This window comes from Amycolatopsis sp. lyj-109, from assembly GCF_046548995.1.
Classification (GTDB): domain Bacteria; phylum Actinomycetota; class Actinomycetes; order Mycobacteriales; family Pseudonocardiaceae; genus Amycolatopsis.
This window is the reverse complement of the sequence record NZ_JAJPWR010000004.1, coordinates 221,151-233,191: the sequence shown is the minus strand read 5'-3', so window position 1 is coordinate 233,191 and position 12,041 is coordinate 221,151. Positions and strand designations below refer to the sequence as shown.

The following is a 12,041-nucleotide window of genomic DNA, read 5'->3' as shown; positions in this document are numbered from 1 at the left end:
GGCAATGATGAGAAGTCAGAGAACCGGCCGCGGCACAGTCGGACTCGCCCTGTGCGCGGCGGCCATCGCGGCGCTGGTACCGGGTGGCATCGGTGGCACTGCGGACGCCGCAACCGCGGCCTCCACCACGTTGATCAGCGTCGCCGTCGACGGCAAGCCGGGCACCGGGGCGAGCGGGGAGCCGTCGGTGTCCGCCGACGGACGGTACGTGGCCTTCCGGTCCTCGGCCCGGAACCTCGTCGGCGGCGACACCAACGGGGTCGACGACGTGTTCGTGCGGGACCGGGTGGCCGGGGTGACCACCCGCGTCAGTGTCGACCGCAACGGCGTCGGGGGGAACGGCGCCAGCTGGGCACCGTCCATTTCGGCCGACGGCCGTTACGTCGCGTTCGTGTCGGACTCGACGAACCTGGTTCCGGGCGACACCAACGTGTTCCGGGACGTGTTCGTCCACGACCGGTTGATCGGGTGGACGAGCCGGGTCAGCGGCGGGTTGCTGGGCGCCCCGGGCAACGACGACAGCCTCCACCCGGCGATCTCGGCCGACGGGCGGTTCATCGCGTACGACTCGTTCGCCGGCAATCTCGTTCCCGGCGACACGAACCGCGTCCGGGACGTCTTCGAGTACGACCAGCAGTCGGACCGTACCGTCCGCGTCAGCGTCGATTCGAGCAGCGTGGAGGTCAGGGGCGCGAGCCAGCTGCCGTCGATCTCGGCCGACGGCCGCTACGTCACGTTCGAATCCGACGCCACGACCCTGACCAGCTCCGACACGAACCAGGCGACCGACGTGTTCGTGCACGACAAGCTGACCGGGCTGACCGATCGGGTGAGCGTCAACGCCCACGGTGACCAAGGGCAAGGCACCAGCAATTTCGCCGCGATGTCGGCCGACGGGCGTTACGTCGCCTACCAGTCGGCCGCGGGGAACCTGCTGCCGAATCCGGGGGACACCAACGGCAAGGTCGACAACTTCCTGGTCGACCGGCAGACGTCGACGGTCACCCGGCTGAACGTCCTCTCCACGGGCGCGCAGGACAGCGACGGCACCACCCAGGGCGTCCGGCCGTCGATCTCGGCCGACGGCCGGTACACGGCGTTCGACTCCTTCGCGTGGAGACTCGTGCCGTTCGACCGCAACAGCGTGGGGGACGTGTTCGTCCGCGACCGCGACACCGCGACCACGACCCGGGCCAGCGTCGCCGGGAACGGCACGGAGGGCAACGGAAACTCCGCGACGCCGTCGATCTCGGCCGACGGCAAGCACGTCGCGTTCCAGTCCGTCGCCACCAACTTCGCGACCGGCACCGATATGTGGACCCCCAACGTGTACCTGCGCGACCTCGGCTGATCCTCGCCTGCCGTCGTTCGGTGCTGAGCCGAGGTCTTCAAGCGTGTTCGATCGCCGCGGCGGTGTCGAGGCCGAGGAGTTCGATCGCCGTGGCGCGCATTTCGACCTTGCGGACCTTGCCGCTGACGGTCATCGGGAAGTCGTCGACGAGGTTGACGTAGCGGGGGATCTTGTAGTGCGCGAGTTTCCCGCCGGCGAACGACCGGATGGTCTCGGCGCTGAGCTCGGCGGCGCCGGGACGCGGTTTGATCCAGGCCATGATCTCCTCGCCGTACCGTTCGTCGGGGACGCCGATGACGTGGACGTCGTGGATGTCGGGGTGGGTGTGGAGGAACTCCTCGATTTCCCGTGGGTAGACGTTCTCGCCACCGCGGATCACCATGTCCTTGATCCGCCCGGTGATGTTGAGGTAGCCGTCCTCGTCCATCGTGGCGAGGTCGCCGGTGTGCATCCAGCCGGCGGTGTCGATCGCCTCGGCGGTCTTGTCCGGCTGGTCCCAGTAGCCGAGCATCACCGAATAGCCGCGGGTGCACAGCTCGCCGGGCTCGCCGCGGGGGACGGTCCGGCCGGTCTCCGGGTCGATGATCTTGATCTCGACGTGCGGGTGCACCCTGCCCACGGTGGACACCCGGCGGTCGAGCGGGTCGTCGACGCGGGTCTGGGTGGACACCGGCGAGGTCTCGGTCATGCCGTAGATGATCGTCACCTCGGTCATGCCCATCCGCGTCACGACCTGCTTCATCACCTCGATCGGGCACGGCGAGCCGCCCATGATGCCGGTGCGCAGCGACGAAAGGTCGAAGCTCGCGAAATCCGGGTGGTTGAGCTCGGCGATGAACATCGTCGGCACTCCGTAGAGGGCCGTGCACCGGTGCTCGGCGATCGCGGCCAGGGTCGCCGCCGGGTCGAAACCCGGTGCGGGGTAGACCATGCACGCGCCGTGCGTGGTGGCGCCGAGGTTCCCGATCACCATGCCGAACGTGTGGAACAGCGGGACGGGTATGCAGATCCGGTCGGCTTCGGTGATTTCGCAGACCTCGGCGGTCAGGAAACTGTTGTTGAGGATGTTGTGGTGGGTCAGGGTGGCGCCCTTGGGGTGGCCGGTGGTGCCCGAGGTGTACTGGATGTTGATCGCGTCGTGCGGGGACAGCGCGGCTTGCCGCCGCGCCAGGACCTGCGGATCGCCGTCGTGGTCGGCCAGCGCGTTCCACTCCGGACTGCCGATCACCACCACGTCGTGCAGGTTCGGCAAGCCCGGCCGCACCTCGTCGATCATCGCGGCGTAGTCGGCACCCCTGAAGCCCGGCGCGGCAACGACCGTGCGCACCTCGGCCTGGTTGAGCACGTAGGACAGTTCGTGTTTCCGGTACGCCGGGTTGACGCACACCAGGATCGCGCCGATCTTGGCGGTGGCGAACTGCACCAGTGTCCATTCGGGACAGTTGGGCGCCCAGATGGCGACCCGGTCGCCCTTCTCGACGCCCAGCCGGATCAGGCCGTGCGCGAGCGCGTCGACCTCGGCCTTGAGGTGGGTGTAGGTCCAGCGGCGGCCGGTCGCGTGCTCGATGAGAGCGTCGCGATCGCCGTGCATGGCGGCGGTGCGGTCGAAGTTGTCGCCGATCGTCTCCTCCAGCAGCGGGAGATCGGTCGCGCCGAGGATGTGGGACAGGGTGGTCATCGTGTTCCTCCGTGTGCTGCGGGCAGGTACTTGAGGTAGGCGAGTGCCGCCCAGGGACGGCAGGCTTCGTGGCCGTAGTAGGCGTTCATGTCGCGGTCGAACTCCGGCGCGCGGCGGTAGCCGAGGCGCGCGTAGAGCGCCAGTGCCGCGGTCATGAAGCCGGAGGTGTGGAAGGCGAAGACGGGGGCGCCCGACTCGCGGGCCCGGTGTTCCAGCGCGGCCATCAGCGCGTTGGCCACGCCCCGGCCGCGGAAGTCGGGATGCACGCCCATGCCCCGGCCGCCGGCCCAGCCACCCGGCCAGCCGAGGTTCTGCACGGTGGCGTCCGGGTAGAACGCCGCGTAGCCGGCGATCTTCCCGTCGACCTCTGCGACGAGCAGTTGCCCGTGGCAGGCGTGCCGATCGAGGTCGAGCAGATCGGCGCGGTAGGCGTCCCAGACCTCGGGGGCGACTTTGCCCGCGTACTGGGCATAGGCGGCGCTGAGCACGCGGCGGATCGCCGCGTGGTCGCCGCGCCCGGCCGTCCGCACCCGCACACCGGCGGGGCGGGGAAGGGCGAGCGCGGCCAGTACCCCGGTACCGGCGAGCGCCGCGCCGACCCACAGTGCCGGCACGAAGCCGGCGACGAGCCGGGCGGGGGAACCGAGATCACCGTGGGCGGCGAAGATGGAGGAGATCGCCGCGACCCCCAGGACCACGGCGATCTCCCGCACGGCGGTCGCCGCACCGGAAGCCTGCCCCTGCTCACCCGGCGCCACCGCGCCGAGGACGGTGGCGGCCGCCGGCGCGAAGAACAGCGCCGAACCCGTACCCAGCATGATCAACCCCGGCACCAGCGCGCCGTAGGCCACGCCCGGCGCGGTCACCGCCGCGAGCCAGGCCAGGCCGGTGGCGACCAGCCCCACCCCGAGCGCCATCAACGGACGCGCGCCCCACCGGTCGGAGAGGACACCGGCCAGCGGCGCCAGCAGCATCGGCATCACGACCATCGGCAGCATGCGCAACCCCGCCTGGAGCGGCGAGGCACTCAACCCGGTCTGGAGCAATTGGGTGACCAGGAACAGCGCGCCGAACAGCGCCGCGTACTTCAACAGCGCGGTGAGATTGGCCGCGGCGAAGGCCCGGTGGCGGAAGAAGCGCATCGGCAGCATCGGCGCCGGCGCCCGCGTCTCCCAGACCACGAACAGCACAAGTGCCAGTACGCCGAACGCCAGCGCCACCACCACGTCGGGGCGAGCCCAGCCATCGCCGCCCGCCTGGATCACGGCCCACACCACGCCGGACACGCCGGCGCCGCTGAGTGCGACGCCACGCAGGTCGAGCCGGTCGTGCGGGCCATGGCTCTCCCGCAGGCACCGCCAGGCCACCGGCACCAGCACCAGACCGAGCGGAACGTTCAGCCAGAAGATCCACTGCCAGCCGGCTAAACTCGTGAGCGCACCGCCCAGAAGCGGCCCGGCGGCCACACCCAGGCCGCCGACCCCGCCCCACGCGCCGAGCACCGCGCCGCGGCGGGCCGCCGGGGCGGCCGCGCTGAGCATGGTCATGGACAGCGGCGCGAAGATCGCCCCACCGGCACCCTGGACCGCGCGGGCCGTCACCAGGGCCCCGACGTCCGGCGCGAGCGCCGCCGCGGCCGACCCGGCGGTGAAGAGCGCCAGGCCGATCGCGAACATGCGACGACGGCCGAAGCGGTCGCCCAGCGCCGCCCCGGCCAGCAGCAGCACGGCGAAGGGCAGGGTGTAGGCGTTGACCGTCCACTCGGCGCCCGCGAGGCCGGCGCCGAGGTCGGTCCTGATCACCGGCAGGGCGGTGGTGACCGCCAGGCGGTCCAGTGCGAAGAGGAACCACGCCGACGAGGTGATGGCGAAGGTCCGGACGAACAAGCTCATGACAGGCAGCCTGCGTGCCGGGCACGTTCGCGGGCACTAGGGCGAGACCCCAGGCACCACCCCAGGTTTACGAGGTGTACCCCGGGCGGTCACCGTGCCAGAATTCGGGACTGTGCTACCCGAACCGGACACCCGGCCACGGCCGGCGGAACTCCTGGAGCGTGCCGGTGAGCTGACCGCGGTGGCCGCGCTGGTGGCCGCCGCCGACGCGGGCCGGGGTGGTTTGCTGCTGGTCGAGGCCACCGCGGGGCTGGGGAAGTCGACGCTGCTCGACCACGCCGCCGCGCTGGCTCGCGACCAGGGGCACCTGGTGCTGCGGGCGCGCGGCCACGAGCTGGAACGGGCGTTCGCCTGGGGCGTCACGCGGACCCTCTTCGAACGGTGGGCGGATGGCGGTCCGCAAGCGGAGCTGCTGACCGGCCCGGCGGTTGCTGCCCGGCTGGTGTTCGGTGCCGCCGAGGAGCCGGGCGACCTGCCGGTGTCCGATGCGGCGTTCGCGATCCTGCACGGGCTCTACTGGCTGGCGGTGCGGCTGGCCGAACGGACGCCGCTGCTGATCACGGTCGACGATGCCCAGTGGGCGGACGGTCCGTCGCTGCGCTGGCTGACGTTCCTGCTCGGCCGCCTGACCGACCTGCCGATCGCCGTCGTGGTCGCCACCCGGCCGGGGACCCGGGGCGAGGGCGGCGTGCTCGCCCAGCTGGCCGGCGATCCCGACGTGCTGGTGTGCCGGCTCGAGCCGCTGGGACCGGACGCCGTCGCCCAACTCGTCCGCCGTCGCCGTCCGGAGGCCGACGACGGCTTCTGCCGCCGCTGCCTGGAGCTGACCGGCGGCAACCCGCTGCACCTCCGGGAGCTGCTGGCGGCCATCGAGGCGCAACCCGGTGGCACCGACGCGGAGATCTTGGCCGGGAGTGTGGCGCTCGCCTCGCGTTCGCTGGCCCGCTCGGTGCGGCGCCGGCTGGCGGCCCTGTCCCAGGACGCGTACCAGCTGGCGCGGGCGGTCGCCGTGTTCGAGAACGACGCCCCGCTGATGATGGCCGCGGAGCTGGCAGAGATCGACACCTCGGCGGCGGTGCACGCCGCGGACGAGCTGACCCGCGCGGACCTGCTCAGGCCGGGTGACCCGCTGGAGTTCATCCACCCGTTGCTGCGCACCGCCGTCTACCACGAGCTGCTGCCCCGCAGGCGCTCTCAGCTGCACCGCCGGGCCGCCGCCTTGCTGGCCGGGGACGGCGCGGCGGACGAGTGCGTCTCCGCCCACCTGCTGGAGTCGCCGCCGGCGGAGGACGGCGAGGTGGTCGCCACGCTGCGCGCGTCGGCTCGCCGGGCCTTCGGCCGTGGCGCGCCCGCGTCCGCGGTGCGGTACCTGGACCGGGCGTTGCGGGAACCCGCCCCGGCGGCGGTGCGGCCGGCTCTGCTCGCCGAGCTGGGGCGCGCCGAAGGTGCCACCGGCGGGCAGGAGGCCGTCGCGCATCTGACGGAGGCTGTCGAACTGGCCGGCGACGCCCGTACCCGCGCGACGCTGTTGCTCGAACTGAGCCGGCTCCTGCACGACCGGGGGCGGCTTGACGAGGCATGCGAGGCATGCCTGCGCGGGCGGGCGGAGCTCGAGAGCGACGGCGACGGGCTGACCGACGAGCTCGCCGCCGGTCTGGACGCGGCCTACCTGACCTCGGCGATGCTGAGCCCGAAGCAGGCGGCCGAGGCTCACCAGCGGGTTCGGGCGATCCTCGACCGGCCGGCCCGGCTGGACAGCCCGGCCGATCGGGCACTGACCAGCAAGGCGATGATCATGCGGATGGGCGCGGGCGGGAACCGCGACGAACTGCTGACCGTCGCGAGGGACCTGTTCGCCGGGGGACGCCTGGCCACCGAGGGCGGCGCCGACTCCCAGGCGCTGTGGCACACCATGGGCGCGCTGAGCTACTGCGACGACTACGCGACGGCCGAGCACGCCTTCCAGCTCGCCTTGGCGGACGCGCGGCAGCGCGGGGCGACGATCGCACTCGCCGGCGCGTCGGTGTTCCGGGCCCGGCAGATCCTGTGGACCGGGCCGGTCGCCGAGGCCGAGCACGACGCCCGCACTGCGTTCGACGTCTGGCACGGTGTCGGGCACATGTACGTCTCGGCGGCCGGTCTCTGCCTGGTCTCCGCGCTTCTCGAGCAGGACGACATCGACCAGGCCGGGACCGTGCTCGCGGCGGTCGAGGAGCAGGCCACGCCGTTCGGGCTCTTCGCGGCCTGGCGGCTCGCGGCGACCGGCCGGGTCGCCGCCCGGCGCGGCCAGGACACCGAGGCGCTGCGGGCGTTCACCGCCTGCGGGCAGCACCTCGCCGGGATCGTCCAGCTCAACCCGGTGATGCTGTCCTGGCGCTCGGAGGCCGGGCTGGCCGCGCTGCGCCTCGGCCGGCGCGATGCCGCCGAGACGCTCATCGACGAGGAGCTCGCCCTCGCCGAAAGCTTCGGCGCCCCACGGGCCATCGGCGTCGCCCGCCGCGCCGCCGGCCTGCTCGCTCGCGGCGAGCAGGCGATCGAACTGCTCCGCTCCGCCGCCGACCTCCACCACGGCTGTGCGGCACACCTCGAGCACGCCACCACGCTCGTCGAACTCGGCGCCGCCGTCCGCCGCGCCGGCCGCCCGGCCGAAGCCCGCGGCATCCTGCGCGACGCACTGGCACTAGCCGAACCGCTGGGTGCGACTCACCTTGCGCGCCGAGCACGCGCGGAGGTACAGCTCGCCGGCGGCCGGGCGCCGTCCCGCCGCGACACCACCGCCGAGCTGACGCCCAGCGAAAGCCGGGTGGCCCGGCTCGCCGCCGACGGCCGCACGAACCGCCAGATCGCGGATTCCCTGTTCATCACCGTGAAAGCCGTCGAATGGCACCTCAGCAACACCTACCGCAAACTCCGCATCCGCGGCCGCGACGAAATCGGCAGCGCACTGGTCGTCTCCAGCGACACCGCAGGAGAATGAGACCGGTTCGCGTCACGTGATCGATGACCCCTCGATTTCTCCGCTGCCGGCCAGCCGGTCGAGCAGGATGGCGGCCGCCATGACGTCCGGGGTCAGGGAACGGTCGGCCATGTCCGCGTCCAGTGCGCGGTCGGCGAGCCGGTAGGCGGCGGCGAGGGGACTGGCCGGGTCCGGCTCGATGGATCGCTGGCGCAGCGTCCGCATGGCCGCCACGAGTTCGCACGCCAGCACCAGCCGGAACGCGCGGGCCGCGCGCAACGCCTGGCCGGCCGACTGGAACGCGAAGCTCGAATGGTCCTCGACGCCCCGGGAGACGACCGCGTGGCCGAGGCCGGCCGGCTGGGCCATGCTGCGTACCTCGGCCAGCGCCGAGTGCGCGCTGTATTCGAGGATCATGATCCCGGAACTGCCGGTCGCGCCCTCGGCGAGGAAAGGCCGCTGTGCGGTGAATCCCGGTTCGCTCAGCGTGGCCAGCCGCGCGGTGGACAGCTGCCCGGTGTGCAGCAGCGCGAGTTTCGTCGTGTCCAGGGCCATGCCCAGATAGGCGCAGTGGAAACCGCCGTGGTGGTACGCGGCGTCGTCCTCGGCCGAGATCAGCGGGTTCTCCGCGGCCGCGTTGAGCTCGACGGACAGCACCCGATCCAGCCCGTCGACGGCATCCACGGCGAGCCCGGTGATCTGGGGGAAACACCGGTAGCCGTAGGGATCCTGGATTCTCGCCCGCTGCCGCGGCGGCGTGCCGATCAAGCGCCGCATCCGCGCGGCGGCGAGCACCTGGCCGGGGTGCGGCCGGGCGCGGTGGACCCGCTCGGCCAAGGGTCCAGCGACGCGTCGACGGCCAAAAAGGACAGTCCCGCGACCAGGCTGGTGGCGGCCACCAGGTCCCGCACCATCCGCCAGGCCAGGGACGCCAGGCCGATGGTCAGCGCGTTGCTGCTGATCAGCGCGAGGGCGTCGCCCGGTTCGAGGGTGATCGGCGGCGGGGTGGTGAGGGCGCCGAGCCACGGCCGTTCGCCGAGCAGGACGAGCCCGGTTTCGGCGAGCGCGGTCAGATCGCCGGTGCCGATCGCGCCGAACTCGTGCACCGCCGGGTAGGCGCCGGCGTTGAGCGCGGCGGTCAGCGTTTCGGCGATGGCCGGCGGCAGTCCGGCACCGCCGGCCAGCAGCTGGTTGACCCGGACCGCCAGCATCGCGCGGGCCTGTTCCTCCGGCAGCAGGTCGCCGATCCCGCCGGCGTGGCTGCGCAGGAGCCGGAGCCCGTGCTCGGCGCGGTCGTGCACGGACACGCTCTCGGTCCGGTTGGCGCCGACCCCCGTGTTGCGTCCGTAGACGAGTTGCCGGTCGACGATTTCCCGCGAGGCGCGGGCCGAGGCGGCCATCCGCTTGCGGCCGGTGTCGTCGAGCACGACCGTTGCCCGTTCACAAGCCACGCTGAAGAGCTGGTCGGCGCTCAACGTGCGGCCGTCGAGCACCACGGGTGCGACGGTCCCGATCACCGACGTCATGTCGATCTCCTCCGGACACGGGTCATCGCGGACGGTGGCCGGGACCGGCTCGTGTTTCCGGTCGGTTAACGCCCGAGACTGAACCTTGACATACGCGTATTCGCTACGAACTATGCATGAAGATATTCACTCACTTCAAGGGGTGAAGATAGTTGATCAGATTCGAGTCGGTGACGAAGCGCTTCCCGGGCGGTGCCACGGCGGTGCACGAGTTGGACATGACCATGCCGGCGGGACAGCTCACCGTGCTCGTCGGCACGTCAGGGTGTGGGAAGACCACCACGCTCCGGATGATCAACCGGATGGTCGAGGCGACCTCCGGTGCGGTCACAGTGGACGGACGCAACGTGCGCGAGCTGCCGGAAGCCGCCCTGCGAAGGGGTATCGGCTATGTGATCCAGCAATCCGGGCTGTTTCCACATCGGACGGTCCGGGACAACATCGGCACGGTGCCGCGGCTGCTCGGCTGGCCGAAACGCAAGATCCGGGACCGCACCGACGAGCTGCTGGAGACGGTCGGGCTGGCGGAGCAACTGGCCGACCGGTACCCGCATCAGCTCTCCGGTGGGCAGCAGCAGCGCGTCGGGGTGGCCCGCGCGCTGGCCGCCGACCCACCGGTCCTGCTGATGGACGAACCGTTCGGCGCGGTCGATCCGGTGGTCCGCGGCCGCCTGCAGGAGGAATTGCTCAGCCTGCAGCGCCGGCTGCAAAAGACGATCGTGTTCGTCACGCACGACATCGACGAGGCGGTGAAGCTGGGCGACCGGATCGCGATCTTCCGCACCGGCGGCAAGCTCGCCCAGTACGCGGCGCCGGCCGAACTGCTCGCCCACCCGGCCGACGAGTTCGTCGCCGACTTCCTCGGCGAGCAGCGCGGGCTGAAACTGCTGTCCCTGCGCTCGCTGGACGGCGTGCCGATCCGGCCGGTCACCACGGTCCGCGCCGACACCCCGGTCGCCGAAGCGCGGTCGGCGGCCGGTGACCAGCGGTGGCTGCTCGCCGTGACAGTGAATGGCCGGCCGGTCGGCTGGGTCGACCGGCAAGGGCTGCCGGCGAGCGGGGTGGTCGCGGACGGCGAGATCTTCCCGGCCGGCGGCCTGCGGCCCGACGCGTCTTTGCTGTCCGCATTGGACAACGCGATGTCCGCGCCGACCGGGCTCGCCGTCCGGCTCGACGAACACGGTGCGGTGGCCGGTGTGTCCGATCAGCGGGAGATCGGCGAGCTCGCGGCCGGCTTCCGGGCCGGGATCGTCGCCGAGGTCGCCGTGCACGAGGTGCCGTCATCGTGATGTGGTCGTGGATTCCCGGCCACGTCAGTGCACTGTGGACGCTGGTGCTCACCCACACCGAGATGACCGCGATCGCGGTGCTGCTCGGGCTGGTGATCGCGCTGCCGCTCGGGGTGCTCGCGCACCGGATGCCCGTGCTGCGCGGCCCGATCACGGCGATCAGCGGCGTGCTGTTCACGGTGCCCTCGCTGGCGCTGTTCATCCTGCTGCTGCCGATCACCGGGCTGACCGAGACGACCGCCATCGCCGGACTGACCGTCTACACCCTGGTCGTGCTGGTACGCAACATCGTCGAGGGGCTGGCCGGGGTGTCCCCGCAGGTCCGCCAGGCGGCCAGGGCGATGGGCTACACCCGGCTGCACACCCTGTTCGCGGTGGAACTGCCGCTCGCCCTGCCGGTGATCATGGCCGGGGTCCGGATGGCGACCGTGATGACGATCAGCCTGGTCAGCGTCGCCGGGTTCATCGGCTACGGCGCGCTCGGCCAGTTGTTCATCGACGGCTTCCAGCGCAACTTTCCCACCCCGATCGTCGTCGGCGTGGTGCTGACGCTGCTGCTCGCGCTGGTCGCCGACGGGGTGCTGGTCGGTGTGCAGCGCGTGCTCACCCCGTGGACCAGGAAGTAGGAGCCGCGTCATGTTCGATATCTTCGGCTCGGTCTTCGGCTGGCTGACCAGCGGTGCGCACTGGGCGGGCACCGGCGGGGTGGCCAACCGGGTGCTGGAGCACCTGCAGTACTCCCTGCTCTCCACGCTCGCCGCGATGGTCGTCGCGCTGCCGATCGGCCTGCTCATCGGGCACACCGGCCGCGGGGCGTTCCTGGCCATCAACATCAGCGGCTTCGGCCGGGCGCTGCCCACCGTCGGGCTCGTCACCCTGGTGTTCCTGGTCAGCGGGCTGAGCCTGTGGCCGGTGTACGTCGCGCTGGTGGTGCTGGCCGTTCCCGTGATCATCACCAACACCTACGCCGGCATGGCCTCGGTCGATCGGGAGGTGCGCGACGCGGCGCGCGGTGTCGGGATGACCGGCCTCCAGGTGCTGTGGGAGATCGAGATCCCCCTGGCACTGCCTCTCATCATCACCGGCATCCGGCTGGCCGCGGTGCAGGTGATCGCCACCGCGACCATCGCCGCGTACATCAGCTTCGGCGGCCTCGGCCGCTACCTGTTCGACGGCCTTGCCCAGCGCGACCTCACCCAGGTGCTCGCCGGCGCTGTGCTCGTCGCCGTCCTGGCCATCACGGTGGACCTCGCGTTCACCGGGCTGCAGCGGAGTCTCGTACCACGGGGCATTGCGATGCGGCGACGTCAAAACAACGACGCCTAGCCGGCCGAGCTCGACCCGACCCA

7 protein-coding genes and 1 pseudogene are annotated in these 12,041 nt (G+C 71.8%); 5 read left to right on the top strand and 3 right to left on the bottom strand.

All coding sequences use genetic code 11. The features are described 5' to 3' along the window. Window positions 1–7 precede the first annotated feature (7 nt). Window positions 8–1,351: a TolB family protein gene (locus tag ACLJQF_RS10830; RefSeq protein WP_410608118.1), complete on the top strand. Its 1,344-nt coding sequence runs from the start codon at window positions 8–10 to the stop codon at window positions 1,349–1,351. Between the two features lie 37 nt (window positions 1,352–1,388). On the opposite strand, the gene ACLJQF_RS10825 is transcribed toward ACLJQF_RS10830, so the two are convergent. Together ACLJQF_RS10825 and ACLJQF_RS10820 are read right to left on the bottom strand one after the other, a co-directional pair. Further along, window positions 1,389–3,029 carry an AMP-binding protein gene (locus ACLJQF_RS10825; RefSeq protein ID WP_410608117.1) on the bottom strand — a complete coding sequence of 547 codons (1,641 nt, stop codon included), beginning with the start codon at window positions 3,027–3,029 and terminating at the stop codon, window positions 1,389–1,391. Further along, window positions 3,026–4,921: a DHA2 family efflux MFS transporter permease subunit gene (locus ACLJQF_RS10820; RefSeq protein ID WP_410608116.1), complete on the bottom strand. Its 1,896-nt coding sequence runs from the start codon at window positions 4,919–4,921 to the stop codon at window positions 3,026–3,028. The genes ACLJQF_RS10825 and ACLJQF_RS10820 overlap by 4 nt, the downstream gene beginning before the upstream one ends. 112 nt (window positions 4,922–5,033) lie before the next feature. Between ACLJQF_RS10820 and ACLJQF_RS10815 the strand changes: the two genes are divergently transcribed. Continuing rightward, window positions 5,034–7,898 carry an AAA family ATPase gene (locus ACLJQF_RS10815; protein WP_410608115.1) on the top strand — a complete coding sequence of 955 codons (2,865 nt, stop codon included), beginning with the start codon at window positions 5,034–5,036 and terminating at the stop codon, window positions 7,896–7,898. 12 nt (window positions 7,899–7,910) lie between these two features. Here ACLJQF_RS10815 and ACLJQF_RS10810 read toward each other — a convergent pair. Further along, window positions 7,911–9,403: pseudogene (locus ACLJQF_RS10810) on the bottom strand (aromatic amino acid ammonia-lyase). A 152-nt stretch (window positions 9,404–9,555) separates the two neighbouring features. On the opposite strand from ACLJQF_RS10810, the gene ACLJQF_RS10805 reads away from it, so the two are divergent. From ACLJQF_RS10805 to ACLJQF_RS10795, 3 genes are read left to right on the top strand one after another with little or no spacing between them, the layout of a single operon-like run. Further along, entirely contained in the window at window positions 9,556–10,692 is a 1,137-nt protein-coding gene (locus tag ACLJQF_RS10805; protein WP_410608114.1) for an ABC transporter ATP-binding protein, read from the top strand. Further along, window positions 10,692–11,318 (top strand): ABC transporter permease, encoded by a 627-nt coding sequence (locus ACLJQF_RS10800; RefSeq protein WP_410608377.1) that lies wholly within the window; start codon window positions 10,692–10,694, stop codon window positions 11,316–11,318. Before ACLJQF_RS10805 ends, ACLJQF_RS10800 begins: the two co-directional genes overlap by 1 nt. 10 nt (window positions 11,319–11,328) lie before the next feature. Next, window positions 11,329–12,018 carry an ABC transporter permease gene (locus ACLJQF_RS10795; protein WP_410608113.1) on the top strand — a complete coding sequence of 230 codons (690 nt, stop codon included), beginning with the start codon at window positions 11,329–11,331 and terminating at the stop codon, window positions 12,016–12,018. The last annotated feature ends 23 nt before the right edge of the window (window positions 12,019–12,041 follow it).

Excerpts from the sequence above, each read along its gene's own strand:
- ACLJQF_RS10830 (WP_410608118.1), top strand. The coding sequence starts at position 8 with ATGAGAAGTCAGAGAACCGGCCGCGGCACAGTCGGACTCGCCCTGTGC.
- ACLJQF_RS10825 (WP_410608117.1), bottom strand. The coding sequence starts at position 3,029 with ATGACCACCCTGTCCCACATCCTCGGCGCGACCGATCTCCCGCTGCTG.
- ACLJQF_RS10820 (WP_410608116.1), bottom strand. The coding sequence starts at position 4,921 with ATGAGCTTGTTCGTCCGGACCTTCGCCATCACCTCGTCGGCGTGGTTC.
- ACLJQF_RS10800 (WP_410608377.1), top strand. The coding sequence starts at position 10,692 with ATGTGGTCGTGGATTCCCGGCCACGTCAGTGCACTGTGGACGCTGGTG.
- ACLJQF_RS10795 (WP_410608113.1), top strand. The coding sequence starts at position 11,329 with ATGTTCGATATCTTCGGCTCGGTCTTCGGCTGGCTGACCAGCGGTGCG.